This window comes from Pseudomonas sp. PAMC25584, from assembly GCF_058135675.1.
Genome location: NZ_CM176870.1, coordinates 1,449,590 through 1,464,322 on the forward strand (window position 1 = coordinate 1,449,590; position 14,733 = coordinate 1,464,322).

The window sequence follows — 14,733 nt, forward strand, 5'->3', positions numbered from 1 at the left end:
CATGGCTGTTGAATTGAAAGACGTGGAACAAGTCGCTGAAGCCCTGGGCAAGAAGTTCGACGAGTTCAAGGAAAAGAACGACAAGCGCATCGACGGCCTGGAAGCCGAAAAGGGCAAGTTGTCCGGCCAGGTTGACACTCTCAACGAGAAGTTGAGTGAGCTGGATGAGCTGAAAAGCAATCTGGAAAAAGAACTATTGGCCCTCAAGCGCCCAGACGGCACTGGCACCAAGGCTGCCAGCGAACACAAAACCGCGTTCATGCAATTCGTGCGCAAGGGTATCGAGACCGGTCTGGGCGAACTGCAGGCCAAGGCATTGCAGGTAGGCGTTGAAGCCGACGGCGGGTTTGCGGTTCCTGAAGAACTGGACCGCAGCATTATCGAACTGTTGCGCGATACCTCGCCGATGCGCCAGGTGTGCAACCAAATCACGGTTGGCAGCCCGGACTACAAGCGTTTGGTGAACCTTGGTGGTAACGGCGCTGGCTGGGTTGGCGAAACCGATCCTCGCCCGGCAACCAACACCCCGAAGCTGGGTAACATCTCTGCCTTTATGGGCGAGCTGTACGCCAACCCGCAGGCCACTCAGACCAGCCTTGACGACATCTTCTTCGATGCCGAGGGCTGGTTGAACGGCGAGGTTGCCCGCGACTTCTCTGAGAAGGAAGGCAATGCTTTCCTGAAGGGTGACGGCGTCAACAAGCCAAAAGGGCTGCTGGCTTACGGCCTGGATGTGAAGGGCGACGACGATCGTGCTTTCGGTGTTCTGCAAAAGCTCGTCTCTGGCGCCGCCGGTGCGATCACTGGCGATAGCTTGATCAACCTCATTCACGCCCTCAAGGCGGGCTACCGTGCAAACGGCACCTGGATGATGGGCAACCTGACTGTTGCCTATGTCCGCAAGCTGAAGGACAGCGAGGGCAACTACCTGTGGCGCCCGGGCCTGGAAGCTGGTGCGCCGTCGGTCCTTCTGGGCTACGGGATCACCGAAAACGAAGATATGCCCGACGTTGCCGCCGATGCCAATGCAATTGCATTCGGTGACTTCAAGCGCGCCTACACCGTTGTCGACCGTATCGGCACCCGCGTGCTGCGCGACCCCTACACCAACAAGCCTTTTGTTGGCTTCTACACCACCAAGCGCGTCGGCGGCATGCTGGTCGACTCTCAGGCCGTGAAGATTCTCACCCTGAGCGCCGCTGCCTGAATGGGCGGGCGCCTACGGGCGCCCAGACTGCCGGAGGATTTATGCCGATCATTATTGTGAAAAAACCGTTCCCATTCTCTGCGGATGGCAACCATGTAGTTGAGGTTCCTGCCGGCGAGCAGGATGTCTCGGAGCGTTGCGCGCTGGTGGCGGTCGAGCACCTGGGCGTGGCGTCCTATCCCAATCAACTGGACTCCAATGGTCTGAAGCTGGATGGGCCGACCATTGCTGAGTTTTTAGCAGCCGGCTACCCGGCGGCGAATTACCCGCCCGAGGGTTACGCATCGCGCAGCTCGCAGGAAGAAATCGACGCGGCGATCGATGCGCAGAAGGAAACCGATCCGCTCAAGATGAAGGTTCCCGATCTGAAGGCCTGGCTCACTGGCAAAGGGATCGAGTTCGATCCGTCCGCCAACAAGGAAGCCCTTCAGGCGCTGGTGCCAAAGGGTGATTGATCTCACCATCGTCAAGGCTCACTTACGGGTCGACCATGACGATGAGGACGCGCTGATTCAGGGCTACACGGATGCAGCCTTCAGTGCGTTTGAGACCTGGACCAATCGGACGCTTGTCGATCCGGAGGCGGCTTTGCCAGATCCAGTCGGCAATGCGCTGTTGATGACCAAGGCGATCGAGCAGGGTGCGCTGCTACTGATCGGTCACTGGTACAGCAGCCGCGAGACTGTAGTGATCGGGACGATCACTGCGGAACTGCCGATGGCAACCAACGCACTTTGGATGCCTCACCGCTGGGCGAATGTATGAGAGCCGGCCGAATGCGTCACCGCTGCACGATGTACAAGCCGGTTCTGACCAAGAACAAATCAGGTGGCTTCGATACAACCTGGCTCGATATCGGCAAGCTTTGGGCTGAGATCGTTCTGCCAACTGGGCGGGTTTCGCCAGTGGCTGAGCAATTGAAGGCCGTGGTAACCGCCGAAATCCGAGTCCGTCCGCGCAAGGATGTTGTCGCGGGAAATCGACTCGTTGAAATGGTTGGGGGTCGCGCCATCACAACCTACCTGATCGAGGCTCCACTGCCGAACAACGAGCGCGACATGCTTCGGCTTCTGTGTTCGAACGTACCCAATCCATAGAGGTGAATCATGAAAGTTATTGCCCTGGGCACCCTGTCCGGCGCTACCGGCGACCGGGAGAAGGGTGAAGAGTTTACGGTGGATGCCAAGCTCGGCGCCGACCTTGTGTTGCGTGAACTGGTACGGCCAGTGCCCGATACAGCGCCTGCGTCTGAAAAGGCAGCCAAGGCCAAGGAGTAGGCCATGGCCGCCCGCCGCTCGCGCATGTCCGGAGACTTCAAGCTGCGCCGGACGCTTCGCACCATCCACCAATCCATGGATAACGAACTGGCCCCGGTAATGCGCGACAGCGCTGAGCGGATTCTTTCGACGATGAAGGATTTGATCCCGAAAGACACTGGTGCCGCCGCAGCTGCGCTTACGATTTTCGTTTCGCAAAGCGGCCTCGACGCACAGATCGGTATCCGCGGGAAGAAGAACAAGCAACGGTTCTTCTACCTGCGCTTCATCGAATACGGCACCAAGGGCTACACCGGAAACAAGCGCGCCGGGGGCCGCACGCGCCGCCCCACGAACAAGGCTGACGGCACCAACTTCTTCGGCAAGTATCCAGACATTCCGGCCCGCCCGGCGCACCCCTGGCTTCGTCCTTCGAAGGACGTGAACCGGGAGTATGTCGTGGCCAACATTCGGGCCGCGATCGGTCGAACGCTGAGCAAGGCGAGTAAGGGGCTATCCAATGGCTGATCCGTCTGTTGCGTTGCAGGAGGCGCTATTCGCCAGGCTGGAGGCCGAGGTCTCGTGCCCCATCTACGATGGTGCGCCGCTGGACACGGCGATGCCATACGTGTCCATTGACCGAGAACTGTCCACGAACATCTCGCCCATCGCCGGCCGGAAGCGCGAGCAGCGCCTGATTTACCTGTCGGTATGGTCGGATGCCCACGGCCAGGCCGAGGTGAAACGGATAACCGGTGAAGTTGTGGCCGCCCTGGATGAGCGCCGCCTGCCGTTGACCGTCGGGCGCGCTGTATCTGTCCGTGTTGAGCAAGCCGACGCCCAGCGCGATGCTGACGGCGTCACGTATCAGGGATCGATCACGGTCCGCATTATCACCACCCACTAAACCCAACACCGGCCGCCCCGCGGCTTTATCCAATGTGCCTTTGGAGGAACCCCCATGGCCGACGACAACCTCAATACAGCCGCCGGCTGCCGGATCAGTATCGGTAGCAAGAACGGCGCGGATACCGAAGCGCTCTACAAGGCAGACACCTACGTCGAGATCGGCGAAGTGGAAGACCTGGGCGAGTTCGGCGACACCTTCAGTTCGGTGACCTTCACCTCGCTGCGCGATGGCCGCGTGCGCAAGTACAAGGGCACTGCTGATGCCGGCGACCTGACCCTGGCCGTCGGCCTGGACAACGGCGACCTGGGCCAGGCCAAGCTGAAGATCGCTCACAAGGATCGCAGCAAGGGCGACTACAACATCAAGATCACGCTGAACGATGGCGACCCTGATGCCACCCCGGCGATTCTTCCGACCACCTTCTACCTGCGTGGCAAGGTGATGAACAACACCGTCGCCGCCGGCGCTGCTGACAACGTGGTTCGCCGCAACGTCACCATCGGAATCAACTCTGACATCCTGGAAATCCTCCCGGCTGCCGCGGCTTAACCCGAGGGGCTTCGGCCCCAAACTCCAAGGATTCGACACATGAGCAAGACTCTTCACGGTACCGTCGACATCAAGCTCGATGACGAGACCTACACCCTTAAGCCCACGCTTGGCGCGGTGCGGGCCATTGAGGCCCACTTCGGCGGGTTGCGCGGCGCATCCCAGGCGATCAACGCCTTGAGCGTCGAAGGTTGCGCTGTGATCATCGCCGGTGGTGCCGGTTTGAGCGGCAAGGATGCTGAGGCCGTTGCTGAGCAGGTTTGGCAGGCTGGTATCGTCGATGTGTCCGTGCAGCTCAATGCCTACCTGTTGGCGCTGTACAACCCAAAGGGCCCTGACGCGGGAAAGGCAAGGCCGGCGGCGGCGTAAGTGCTGTCGAAAACGGCAGCTACGTCGACCGGCTCTACGCGGTAGCCACCGGCTGGCTGGGCTGGCCGCCTGACCTGGCCTGGTCCACGCCGATGCCCGAACTGTTTCTGGCAATGGACGCCAAGATCGAATGGGCGCAGATGACCAACCCCTTTGGTGGTGGAAAGGCGAAAGCCAAGGCCGATAAGCCGTCCGCGTCGACTGTGGCCGATAAGCTGCGGCAGGCGCTGACTGGGCGGCAGGCTGGGCAGCTAGCAAGGTCTGGCGGGTGAGTTAGGCATATGCGCTTTCGAGCTCGATGATGATAAAGTCCTGTCATTTCTCTGCGAGGGACCGACATGAAATTTATTGCATTGGCGTTGGCTTTGTTAGTGGTTGCAGGCTGTTCAACGTCTCCCATTTCATCTGGCGAGGCGTCGAAGGTTCCCTCTAGTCGATTGCACGCTTTTACCAGCAAGCAAGAGTCAACTCTTGTTGTCACTCGGGATACAGGGGTGCTGGGAGCTGCTTGTAATTATAAGTTTTATATAGATGGCACTTTTGCTGCGGAGTTCGGCTCGGGCGAAACGGCGACATTCGGCATTAAGGCTGGATCGCACGTCCTTGGTATAGCCGCAGCAGTGCCTTGCGGTGGAGCAGGCTTGCTGGAGTCAGAAGTTGTTGTCGCTGCTGGCCAGGTCGCGAAAAGGCGCATCTACACAAACCATTCGGGGTTCCAACTAACCCCGACGAGTTACTAAAAAAAGAGACCCGCTTGGCGGGTTTTTTTTCGCCTGGAGAAAACAAATGGCTGACACCGACGTACAAGGGATGCTCGTCCGCATCGAGGCGACTACTGCCCAGCTGCGTCAGGAAATGGCGCGAGCGGATTCAACCGTCGGGCAAGCGTCTGGGAAAATAGACAAGAGCCTCGGTCGCGTTGATGCCGCATTTGATCGCGCTGGGTCTAGTGCTCAGGAGGCTGGCGGGCTCATCAAGAGCGCCATGGCTTTGGCTGTCGGTGCGGTGTCGGTAGGCACCATCATAAAAACCGCCGACTCCTACTCGCAAATGTCGGATCGCCTTGGAATGGCGACCAGCAGTGTCAGCGAGTACAACCAGGTTCAAGACCGCCTCCTCGATACGGCGAAGCGCACCTATCGCCCCCTTGCTGAAGCACAAGAACTGTACATCCGCACATCGGATAGCCTTAAGTCGATGGGCTACAACACCAGCCAGGCGCTGGATGTTATGGACAGTTTCAGCTTCCTTTTGGTGACCAACTCGGCATCAGCAGATAAGGCTAGCTCGGCCATCGATGCTTATTCGAAGGCACTCCAGACTGGCAAGGTAGAGGCCGATGGATGGCAGGCAATTCTTGCGGCCATGCCTACTGTCGTGGACACCATTGCCAAGTCTACCGGGAAGACTTCTGAAGAGATCCGCAGCCTTGGCGCTCAGGGAAAACTGAGTCTCGACATACTGACGGAGGGACTTCAGAAGTCTGCCGGTGCTAACGGCCTGTTGGCCGATAGCATGGGTGTTGCGGTGCGCGATGCGCTCCAGAATCTGGAAAACTCATTCACGGTATACATCGGCAAACTGAACGAAACCACGGATGGCACAGGTTTGCTGGCGAAGGGTATCAGCGTACTTGGTGACAATTTCGAAACCCTCGCGGATATCGCAGGCATTGTTGCTGTCGGTGCTCTTGCTGGATACGGTCGCCAGCTTGCCGGCTCTGCTGCGGCGTCGCTGGTGGCGACCAAGAATGCCATATCCGAAGCAATCGCAAGAAAGGCTCAGGCATCGGCCGTTTTACTTGCCGCCCAGGCGGAGCAGCAAAAAGCCCAAACGACAGTATTTTTGGCTGAAAAAGAAGCTGTCGCCGCCCGAGGCACAGCAGTTCAAACACAAATGTCGTTGCAGCTCGCGGAAGCCAGAATGGTTGAGTCCCGCGCTACGGCTGCCGCCGCTACTGCGCAAGCCGCCGCTGGACGTGCGTCGTTTAGCCTGGCGGGCGTCCTAGGTGGTCCACTTGGCATTGCGGTTCTGGCCATTGGTGTTGCTACTGCTTTCCTGACGCTTCGCGATAACACCAGTACGCTGGAGAAAAAGCTAGGAGATCTCGCAGACCCAATTGACAAGATCGCTGAGCGATTTTTGAAATTGAATCGCGCTACTCAGTCCGTAACTTTGCGCGAGCTTGAGTCGAAAATAGAGGATATGCAGTCCAAGCTCGGGCAAATGTCTGGCGCAATCGCTGATAAGTTCGAAAGCGATCTCCGAGGGATGGGTGCCGCTGGCGCGGATGGCCTCATGGCTGGCTTAACGCCGTTGCCGGCTCAAGCGCAGCAGGCCCTGGACCTTGTTCGCCAAGCATCCAAAGATCAGGCGGCCGGTATCACGGTTGACTGGAAACTAGTTGCTGATCAGTTGCGCACTATACCTGGCGTTACTGAATCGATGGCTGTTGCCATTGAGAAGAGCCAGATCCCTGTCACCGATCTAAGTGCGGCTCTCGACGACCAGCGTGCCAAGCTTAATCAGCTAACCGGCGCAACCGATGCCAACACTCGATCGGAGTTGGAGAATGCCGCGGCAAAGGCTGCTGCTGCACAGGTTGGGCAGAAGTATCTGGAGCAGTTGCAGAAGCAACTCGGTGCTGCTCAGGACAAAACCAGTCTTGAAGCCGCCAACCGCTTTATTGCGGAAAACACCGATCTGACCGAAGACATGGTTGTGGCGATCCGCTCAGCGGCCGCCGCAAAGGATGCGCAGAAAGCCAAGGATGACGCGGCTGCAAAGGCGCTGAGGAAGAATACGACCGAGTCAGAGTCTGCCGCGAAGCAGCAGCTCAAATCCTTCGATACTGCCGAGGAAGGCTACAAGCGCCAGATCGATCTGATCAACACCACCGGCAACAAGCAGAACGAAGCCACGGAGGTGATGAAGCTGTCCTTCGAACTCCAGGAGGGCAAGCTCGGCAAACTGAGCGAGGCGCAAAAGAAAAAACTCCAGGGCATGGCCGCTGAGCTGGATGCGCTGAACAAGCTGAAGAAGGCCAACGAAGATGACCTGAAGCTGACGGCATTCAAGAATGCTCAGGCGCTGACTACCCAAACTTCCAAGGATGGGTTTGACCAGGAACTGGCCGGAATCGGTATGGGCGATAAAGCCCGGGACCGCATGCGGGCTGACCTGGCGCTACGGCAGAAGTACGCCGCCGACGTTAAAGAGTTGGTGAAGCAGAACAACAGCGGTGAGATATCGCCAGAGCTATACAAGAGCGAGACGGCAACACTCAAAAGTGAGTACGACAAGCGCTTGCAACACCAGCAGGACTTCTACGCGGCCACAGATGAGCAGCAAACTAACTGGATGAACGGTGTCCATGAGGCGTGGGCGAACTACGCCGACGCGGCTCGGGACTACTCGACGCAGGCTGCTGACCTTACCAATACAGCGTTGCAAGAAGGTACCAGCGGCCTCGGCACGTTCTTCTCTGACGTGGCCAGCGGTGCCCAGGACGCGGACGACGCACTGGGCGATATGGTCGGCAACTTCGCCAAGTCGATGCTGAACGCGCTGAGTGATATGGCCGCCCAATGGCTGATCTACCAGGGTGTACAGCTGTTGGTGGGTAAGACCACCCAGGCAAGCGCCGCCGGCACCCTCGGCGCCAATGCGCAAGCCATGTCCCTGACGGCGGGACTCAACGCCTACGCCGCTACCGCCGGCATCCCGATCATTGGCCCAGCAGCAGCTCCGGCGGCAATGGCAACTGCAATGGCTGTCACCGGTCCCCTGGCATCAGCGGTGGGCATGACCGCGCTGGCGGGTATGGCGCACGACGGTATCGATTCGGTTCCCGAAGACGGCAGTTGGTTCCTGCAAAAGGGCGAGCGGGTTACCACGGCTCAAACCAGTGCGAAGCTGGATGCAATGCTGTCGAGGATCGACAATAGCCTGAGCGGTTCTCAGCCCCAGGCCCAGATAGGCGTGGGCAGCTTGGAGTCTGCCGGCGACGGGCGCGCGGCAATGGTTGGTTCTGGCAGGGAGGCGGGAGGATCAACTGGTGGACCAACCCAAATTGTCTATAGCCCCCAGGTAACAGTTCAGGCTCAGCCAGGTATGACGGATCAGGAAGCAGCACGCCAAGGTCAGGCGATGTCGTCCGGGCTGGAGACGCAGTTCGGTAAATTTCTTGATCGTGAAATGGGCCAGGGTGGCCGGCTGTGGAGGCGTTGATGGCTGAGACATTTACTTTTGATGTTGAGGTCGGCGCCGATGGTGATGTCAGCCAGCGCACTTGGGAAAACGAGTTTGGCGACGGGCTGGTCCAGGCTGGGGGAATTGGCATCAATACCAAAAGCCAAGTCTGGAACTTGGTGCATACCGGTGAGGATCTGCCGGGAGAGGAGCTTCCCGAGCTGATCGCCTTCTTGGATCGGCATGAAGGCTACAAGGCTTTCCGCTTTGCCCCGCCAGGCGAACCGGAAGGCTGGTATAGCGTCAATGGATACAAGAAGAAAACCCTCGGCGCTGAGATTTATACGGTCACCTTTACCGCAAAGCAGGTATTCAAACCCCGACCATAACCCTTACCTGACCCCGCCAAGTGCGGGGTTTCTTGTTTCTGGGGCTCTATGAACTACAACACCGATCTTCAAAAGCTCGAGCCTGGCAACCAGATCAGGCTGTACGAGCTGGACGCTACGCGCATGGGCGGCTCGCTCTGGCGGTTCCACGGCCATGCCCACGAGGGCGATATCATCTGGCAGGGGCAGCTGTATTCGCCGCTCCAGATCGAGGCCAAGGGTTTCGACATCCGCGGGGATGGTCGCCCGGCTTCACCGACGCTGCAGGTGGACGACGAGCTCGGCGGCGTGCGCGGGGCGATCACTGCCCTGTGCTTCCAGTTCCGCGACCTGGCCGGCGCCCGGGTCAAGGTGATCGAGACGTTCCGCCACTTCCTGGACGCCGCGAATTTCCCTGACGGTAACCCGGAAGCCAGCGACCAGTCGAAAACGAACCTCTGGTTTATCGAGCAGAAGACTGAGGCGCTGCCCAGCATCTCGGTCACGTTCTCGCTGTCCAGTCCCACGGACATGGAAGGGCAGATGCTGCCCTCCCAGCAGATCACCAAGCTCTGCCGCTGGGCCTGCCGGGGCGGCTACCGGCAAGAGGCCTGCGCCTACACCGGCACCGCGATGTTCGACAAAAAGAACCAGCCCACGGATAACCCCGCCCTCGATCGCTGTGGCGGTTGGTGGAGCAGCTGCAAACTTCGCGGCAACACGCGGCGCTTCGGTGGATCAATGGGCGCAAGCCTTATCGCAAGTTCGAGGTAGCCATGCGAATCAATCAAAAACTGCAGGATGAGATCCGCGCACACGCCGAGCTGGACTATCCGGCCGAGGCTTGCGGGGTGGTCATCAAGTCCGCCGCCGGCCGTGAGTACGTGCCTTGCGTAAACTTGGCCACCACGCCGCGCGAACATTTCCAAATCGACCATAAGGACATGGCCCGAGCGGAAGATCGGGGCGAGGTGCTGGCGATCATCCATAGCCACCCCGACAAGGCGCCGGCGCCGAGCATGGCCGACCGCGTCAGTTGCGAGCTGCATGAATTGCCATGGGGCATTGTCGGCTGGCCCGGCGGTGACTTCGAGTGGTTCAAGCCTTCGGGCTTCCAGGCGCCGCTGCTGGGCCGAGACTTCTCCCATGGACTGCTTGACTGCTGGGCCGCGTGCCGCGACTGGTACGCGCGCGAGGCGGGCCTGCAGTTGCCAAACTTCGAGCGCTCCGACCTGTGGTGGGAGCAGAAGGACGGCCCGAGCCTCTACGAGGACAACTTCGCGGCGACTGGTTTCTACCAGGTAAACGAGGCGAAGCGCGGCGACATGCTGGTGTTGCAGATCCCCACGCCAGGCCGGGAGTGCTATTTCCCGAATCACGCAGTGATTTACCTGGGCGATGAGCCGTCGCTGATCAGCGAGTCGGCGCCGAAACTTGGTGGCTCCGGGCCGTTCATTTACCACCACATGCCTGGCCGCCTGGCTGCCCGTCAAATCTACGGTTGGTCGATGGCGAACCGCGTCAAATTGATCCTCCGGCACAAGGACTACCGCCCATGACCATGCGCACCATCAAGCTCGGCGGCGTGCTGGGTAAGAAGTTTGGCAAGCAGTACACCCTGGATGTTCACAGCTTCCGTGATGCCATGGCGGCGCTGTGCATGATGAAGCCGGGCTTCGAGAAGTACCTGCGCACCGCAGAAGAGCGCGGCCTTGTGTTCGCCGTGTTCGTCGATGAGCGCAATCTGGGCGAGCAGGAGCTTGACCTGGTGGGCCGGGGTGAGGGCGACATCCGCATTCAGCCGATTATCCAGGGCAGCAAACAGGCGGGTATGTTTCAGACGCTGCTTGGCGTGGTGCTGATCGTGGCCGGCCTGTTTACTGGTGGCACCACCTCAACTCTGGGGATGGGCCTTCTCGCCGCCGGCGCCGCTGTTGGCCTGGGCGGCGTTGTGCAAATGCTGTCGCCGACCACTAAGGCCACCGCCGATGGCCAGAACGATGACGGCAACAACCCGAGCTACGGCTTCGGCGGGGCGGTGACGACTATTGCCCAGGGCAACCCGTACCCACTGCTTTACGGCGAGCGCGAGATCGGCGGCGCGGTCGAGTCTGGCGGGATCTACACCCAAGACAACATCTGATTCAGTTACCACAACCAACCCGCTTCGGCGGGTTTTTGCATTCTGGAGGGCGCATGAGCGCAGTAGCAAAGAAGGCGCGCCGGGCAGCACCTCGTAAGCGCCGGGCCGTGATTGGCGGAAAGGGCGGCCAGGCCAAACAGAAGCAGCCAAGCATCGCCTCCAATAGCGTGCCGTCGATCTCCACCGTGCGAATCACCTACCTGTGGAGTTGGGGCCCTATTGTTGGCCTGGTCGACGACTTGCGCTCAGTCAAGCTAAACGGCACCCCAGTGAAGGCTGCGGACGGCACGATCAACTATCCCAGCGTGAAGTGGCAATTCCGTTCTGGTGAGCTGAATCAGGAGCGCCTGGAGGGAATACAGGAATCCAGTAACGAGATCGACGTCAAGAAGGAGTTGATCTACGGAACGCCGTGGCTGCACACCATCACCAACTCGATGAGCGATGCCGCCCGCATCCGCCTGAGTTGGCCAACACTTCGCCGTCAGGACGCCGCCGGCAACATCAATGGCGTACATATCGATTACGCCGTGGACATATCCACCGACAACGGCCCCTACGTTGAAGTGCTGGTATCGGCCGTAGATCGCAAGAACATCACGGAGTACGAGCGGGCGCACCGCCTGGAGTTGCCCGCCGGCAACCGCTGGACTATTCGCGTCCGCCGCCTGACCCCAAATGCAAACTCCGACCTGGTCGTCGATCAGATGATCGTCAAGGCAATTGCCGAGGTGGTCGACAGCGATCAGGAATACCCGCTCACCGCCGTCAGTTGCCTTGAGTACGACGCCCAGACTTTCGGCGGAGATATCGCCAAGATCGCCGTCCTCATGCGTGGCCGCATTATTCGTGTGCCGAGCAACTACGACGCGACAACCCGCACCTACGCAACGTCGGGCACCGGCACAAGCAACGGCATTTGGGACGGCACCTTCAAGGAGGCCTACACCAACAACCCGGCGTGGATCTTCTACGACCTGGTGCTGCACCCGTACTACGGGCTCGGCGACCGGATCGACGCGACAATGGTTGATCGCTGGTCGCTCTATCGCATCGCGCAGTACTGCGACCAGATGGTTCCGGATGGGAAGGGGGGCATGGAGCCGCGCTTCACCTGCAACCTCTACTTCCAGAAGCAGACCGAAGCCTACGCGGTGCTTCAGGACCTGGCGTCGATCTTCCATGGCTTGGCCTACTGGGACGGCAGCCAGATCGTGGTCAATGCCGATATGCCCGGCGACCCGGTGTACACGTACAACCAGACTCAGATCCTGAGCAATGGCGCTATCAAGTACGAAGGCACCCGCGCGCGCGATCGGCACACGCTCTACATGGTGTCCTGGGACAATCCGGACCAGGGTTTTGAAACCGACAAGGAGCCGGTGTTTGATGATGAGGCCATGGTCGAGCTTGGCGGAATCGTGCGCGACACCACCATCGACGCCATCGGCTGCACATCCCTGGGTCAGGCGCAGCGCGCCGGGCAGTGGGCGGCGCTGACCGAAAAGCTGCAGACCCAGGGCGGTGTGTTTCGGGTCGGGCTCGACGGTGATATTCCAAAGCCTGGCCAGGTCATCGCCGTGGCTGACCCGATGCTGGTTGGCCGGAACAACGGCGGCCGGATAGCTGCGGCCGCTGGACGGGTGGTTACGCTCGATCGCGATACCGTGGTGCCGGTCGGCGCGCGCCTGATGGTCAACCTGCCCAGCGGCAAGTCCGAAGGGCGGGTGGTGAAGTCGGTTGCTGGGCGCGACGTCACAGTGATGGCCGAATTCAGCGAGCAGCCCCAGGCTGAGTGTGGCTGGATATTGGATTACGAAGACCTGAAGCTGATGCAGTTCTACGTCCGCAACGTCACGCGGCCTGAGTGGCACCAGTTCCAGTTTGAAGTTATCCAGCACGACCCGAGCAAGTTTGAAGCAATCGACAACGGGGCCGTGGTGGACCCTCGGCCAATCACCGGCATTCCCGCGGGCAGTCAGGACGCTCCGGCCCGGGTGATGCTCAGCCAGCACGTTGTCATCGAGCAGGGGATTGCGGTCACCGTCATGTCCATCGCGTGGGACGCAGCGCCGAACGCTGTGGCTTATGACGTTGAATGGAAGTGGGGCGCGCGCGAATGGGTCACTGTGCCGCGCACCGCCGAGCAGATGGTCGACGTGCGCGGCATTTACTCCGGCCAATACATGGCCAGGGTGCGGGCGGTGAGCGCGCTCAATGTGTCCTCGATCCCGACCACGTCGGCACTGACCAACCTGGAAGGGAAGGTCGGCCTGCCGCCGGCGGTGGCGTTCCTGACCACCAGCAGCCTGGTCTATGGCATTGGCATCCAGTGGGGCTTCCCGCCGGGCGCCGAGGACACCCAGCGGACGGAGCTTTGGTACAGCCAGTCACCGGACCTAACCACTGCGGTGAAGCTGAGCGACTTCAGCTACCCGCAGGCCAAGCATGAGATGCAGAACATCCTGGCCGGTGCGAGCTTCTACTTCTGGGCACGCCTGGTGGACCGTACCGGCAACGTCGGGCCGTTCTGGCCGATCCCGGGGGCCGTGAATGGCCGGGCCAGTTCTGATCGGACGGAGTACGACAAGCACTTCGCCGAGAAGATCGGCAAGGGCGCGCTGTACCAGAGCCTGCGGGAAGAAATCGACTTGATTACGGGTGATGGGCCGGGCTCGGTCAACGATCGTTTGGAGAAGGCCAAGCAGGAGCTGGAGGATCTGATCTCGGAAGTGGTCGACGCTCTGGAGTACGTCTCCACAAAGACCTACGCCAAGGGCGACATGGTCCGTGTAGGCCAGCAACTGTTCCAGGCCACCAAGGCGGTACCGGTCAACACCACGCCGCCGAACGCCAACTACTGGTTCAACCTGGGCACCATCGCAGAAACGAATGCGGCGATGGCACTGGAAATCAGCCAGAACAAGGCGGCCATCGAAGAGGTGGACGGGAAGGTCACGGCCACCGCCGAACGCTTGGAAGGCGTCTATGCGCTGGTGAAATCCGACTCTGCAGGCTCGGAGCAGGGCAGTGCGGGTGATGACACCGCCTCGGCCGGGGCCTGGTCGCTGATGTCCGCAATTGCTGAGCGGGATTTCGCGCAGTCGCAGCGTACAGATATTGTCGAAGCGAATGTGGCGGCGAACGCGGCAAGCATCACGACCGTGCAGACAGCCATGGCAACTGACAAAGCTGCCACCGCCGAAGAGATCAAAACCCTTAAGGCGGTCGCCGGTGATAACTCGGCAGCTATTCAAATCGTCAGCAAGGCCCAGGCCACCACCGACGGGAAGGTTTCGGGGATGGTTACGTTCAAGGCCCAAACCATTTCAGGAGGAAAGACGGTCGCCTCCGGCTTCGCGTTTGGCTCAGATGGCGAGCAGTCGGAGTTTCTGATTTTTGCGCAGCGTTTTGCAGTAGTCGACGAGGTTAGCGGACAGCTCATTCCCATGTTTGTTGTTCAGGGGAACCAGGTAGTCCTCAATCAGGCAATTATCAGCAAGGCCTTTATCCAGGAGATCATTCTGGGGATGACGCTGAGATCAGAGACGGTCGACTCCAAAGGGCGGCCGTTGCTGGAAATCAACGTCAAGGCCGGCACGTTCACGCTTCGCAGCGCCGGCACCGGTGGCTCGACACTGCTCAATAACGATGGCCTTTCGGTTTACGACATCAACGAGCTTCTGCGTGTGTTGGTGGGGAGGCTTTCGCCATGACCTATGGGGTGAGGACGTGGAGCG

At 60.0% G+C, this 14,733-nt stretch carries 17 protein-coding genes; all 17 read left to right on the plus strand.

The features are described 5' to 3' along the window. Window position 1: 1 nt before the first annotated feature. Window positions 2-1,207 (plus strand): phage major capsid protein, encoded by a 1,206-nt coding sequence (locus ACS5Q8_RS06635; protein ID WP_465159976.1) that lies wholly within the window; start codon window positions 2-4, stop codon window positions 1,205-1,207. Window positions 1,208-1,248: 41 nt separating this feature from the next. Next, window positions 1,249-1,662, plus strand: coding sequence for a HeH/LEM domain-containing protein (locus ACS5Q8_RS06640; protein ID WP_465159977.1), 414 nt, complete (start codon window positions 1,249-1,251; stop codon window positions 1,660-1,662). Beyond that, window positions 1,655-1,972 (plus strand): head-tail connector protein, encoded by a 318-nt coding sequence (locus ACS5Q8_RS06645; RefSeq protein WP_465159978.1) that lies wholly within the window; start codon window positions 1,655-1,657, stop codon window positions 1,970-1,972. The genes ACS5Q8_RS06640 and ACS5Q8_RS06645 overlap by 8 nt, the downstream gene beginning before the upstream one ends. Continuing rightward, the gene (locus ACS5Q8_RS06650; protein ID WP_465159979.1) at window positions 1,969-2,304 is read left to right on the plus strand and encodes a head-tail adaptor protein; all 336 of its coding nucleotides are present in this window, start codon (window positions 1,969-1,971) and stop codon (window positions 2,302-2,304) included. Before ACS5Q8_RS06645 ends, ACS5Q8_RS06650 begins: the two co-directional genes overlap by 4 nt. Window positions 2,305-2,313: 9 nt before the next feature. Next, entirely contained in the window at window positions 2,314-2,484 is a 171-nt protein-coding gene (locus ACS5Q8_RS06655; RefSeq protein ID WP_465159980.1) for a hypothetical protein, read from the plus strand. A 3-nt stretch (window positions 2,485-2,487) separates the two neighbouring features. Further along, window positions 2,488-2,991 (plus strand): HK97 gp10 family phage protein, encoded by a 504-nt coding sequence (locus ACS5Q8_RS06660; RefSeq protein ID WP_322247084.1) that lies wholly within the window; start codon window positions 2,488-2,490, stop codon window positions 2,989-2,991. Next, window positions 2,984-3,370, plus strand: coding sequence for a DUF3168 domain-containing protein (locus tag ACS5Q8_RS06665; protein ID WP_177029711.1), 387 nt, complete (start codon window positions 2,984-2,986; stop codon window positions 3,368-3,370). The genes ACS5Q8_RS06660 and ACS5Q8_RS06665 overlap by 8 nt, the downstream gene beginning before the upstream one ends. A 54-nt stretch (window positions 3,371-3,424) precedes the next feature. Continuing rightward, a complete protein-coding gene (locus ACS5Q8_RS06670) occupies window positions 3,425-3,922 on the plus strand; it encodes a hypothetical protein (RefSeq protein WP_126589525.1) in 498 nt (165 codons plus the stop codon). 39 nt (window positions 3,923-3,961) lie between these two features. Further along, window positions 3,962-4,291 (plus strand): hypothetical protein, encoded by a 330-nt coding sequence (locus ACS5Q8_RS06675; RefSeq protein WP_126589524.1) that lies wholly within the window; start codon window positions 3,962-3,964, stop codon window positions 4,289-4,291. A gap of 56 nt (window positions 4,292-4,347) precedes the next feature. Next, entirely contained in the window at window positions 4,348-4,563 is a 216-nt protein-coding gene (locus ACS5Q8_RS06680; protein WP_465160356.1) for a hypothetical protein, read from the plus strand. A gap of 66 nt (window positions 4,564-4,629) precedes the next feature. Then, a complete protein-coding gene (locus tag ACS5Q8_RS06685) occupies window positions 4,630-5,031 on the plus strand; it encodes a hypothetical protein (protein WP_465159981.1) in 402 nt (133 codons plus the stop codon). 46 nt (window positions 5,032-5,077) lie between these two features. Then, window positions 5,078-8,521 carry a phage tail tape measure protein gene (locus ACS5Q8_RS06690; RefSeq protein WP_465159982.1) on the plus strand — a complete coding sequence of 1,148 codons (3,444 nt, stop codon included), beginning with the start codon at window positions 5,078-5,080 and terminating at the stop codon, window positions 8,519-8,521. Continuing rightward, window positions 8,521-8,871 (plus strand): phage tail protein, encoded by a 351-nt coding sequence (locus ACS5Q8_RS06695; protein ID WP_322247077.1) that lies wholly within the window; start codon window positions 8,521-8,523, stop codon window positions 8,869-8,871. The genes ACS5Q8_RS06690 and ACS5Q8_RS06695 overlap by 1 nt, the downstream gene beginning before the upstream one ends. Before the next feature lie 48 nt (window positions 8,872-8,919). Then, window positions 8,920-9,624, plus strand: a complete 705-nt coding sequence (locus tag ACS5Q8_RS06700; protein WP_465159983.1) for a phage minor tail protein L — start codon at window positions 8,920-8,922, stop codon at window positions 9,622-9,624. Between the two features lie 2 nt (window positions 9,625-9,626). After that, the gene (locus ACS5Q8_RS06705) at window positions 9,627-10,409 is read left to right on the plus strand and encodes a C40 family peptidase (protein ID WP_465159984.1); all 783 of its coding nucleotides are present in this window, start codon (window positions 9,627-9,629) and stop codon (window positions 10,407-10,409) included. Then, the gene (locus ACS5Q8_RS06710; protein ID WP_057024690.1) at window positions 10,406-10,993 is read left to right on the plus strand and encodes a tail assembly protein; all 588 of its coding nucleotides are present in this window, start codon (window positions 10,406-10,408) and stop codon (window positions 10,991-10,993) included. Before ACS5Q8_RS06705 ends, ACS5Q8_RS06710 begins: the two co-directional genes overlap by 4 nt. Before the next feature lie 53 nt (window positions 10,994-11,046). Further along, window positions 11,047-14,709, plus strand: coding sequence for a TipJ family phage tail tip protein (locus ACS5Q8_RS06715; protein ID WP_465159985.1), 3,663 nt, complete (start codon window positions 11,047-11,049; stop codon window positions 14,707-14,709). The last annotated feature ends 24 nt before the right edge of the window (window positions 14,710-14,733 follow it).

What these genes read in the sequence shown, in the direction of transcription:
- ACS5Q8_RS06710 (WP_057024690.1), top strand. Translation starts at nt 10,406, where the DNA reads ATGACCATGCGCACCATCAAGCTCGGCGGCGTGCTGGGTAAGAAGTTT.
- ACS5Q8_RS06635 (WP_465159976.1), top strand. Translation starts at nt 2, where the DNA reads ATGGCTGTTGAATTGAAAGACGTGGAACAAGTCGCTGAAGCCCTGGGC.
- ACS5Q8_RS06715 (WP_465159985.1), top strand. Translation starts at nt 11,047, where the DNA reads ATGAGCGCAGTAGCAAAGAAGGCGCGCCGGGCAGCACCTCGTAAGCGC.
- ACS5Q8_RS06660 (WP_322247084.1), top strand. Translation starts at nt 2,488, where the DNA reads ATGGCCGCCCGCCGCTCGCGCATGTCCGGAGACTTCAAGCTGCGCCGG.
- ACS5Q8_RS06700 (WP_465159983.1), top strand. Translation starts at nt 8,920, where the DNA reads ATGAACTACAACACCGATCTTCAAAAGCTCGAGCCTGGCAACCAGATC.
- ACS5Q8_RS06690 (WP_465159982.1), top strand. Translation starts at nt 5,078, where the DNA reads ATGGCTGACACCGACGTACAAGGGATGCTCGTCCGCATCGAGGCGACT.
- ACS5Q8_RS06650 (WP_465159979.1), top strand. Translation starts at nt 1,969, where the DNA reads ATGAGAGCCGGCCGAATGCGTCACCGCTGCACGATGTACAAGCCGGTT.
- ACS5Q8_RS06685 (WP_465159981.1), top strand. Translation starts at nt 4,630, where the DNA reads ATGAAATTTATTGCATTGGCGTTGGCTTTGTTAGTGGTTGCAGGCTGT.
- ACS5Q8_RS06640 (WP_465159977.1), top strand. Translation starts at nt 1,249, where the DNA reads ATGCCGATCATTATTGTGAAAAAACCGTTCCCATTCTCTGCGGATGGC.
- ACS5Q8_RS06675 (WP_126589524.1), top strand. Translation starts at nt 3,962, where the DNA reads ATGAGCAAGACTCTTCACGGTACCGTCGACATCAAGCTCGATGACGAG.
- ACS5Q8_RS06705 (WP_465159984.1), top strand. Translation starts at nt 9,627, where the DNA reads ATGCGAATCAATCAAAAACTGCAGGATGAGATCCGCGCACACGCCGAG.
- ACS5Q8_RS06670 (WP_126589525.1), top strand. Translation starts at nt 3,425, where the DNA reads ATGGCCGACGACAACCTCAATACAGCCGCCGGCTGCCGGATCAGTATC.
- ACS5Q8_RS06695 (WP_322247077.1), top strand. Translation starts at nt 8,521, where the DNA reads ATGGCTGAGACATTTACTTTTGATGTTGAGGTCGGCGCCGATGGTGAT.
- ACS5Q8_RS06665 (WP_177029711.1), top strand. Translation starts at nt 2,984, where the DNA reads ATGGCTGATCCGTCTGTTGCGTTGCAGGAGGCGCTATTCGCCAGGCTG.
- ACS5Q8_RS06655 (WP_465159980.1), top strand. Translation starts at nt 2,314, where the DNA reads ATGAAAGTTATTGCCCTGGGCACCCTGTCCGGCGCTACCGGCGACCGG.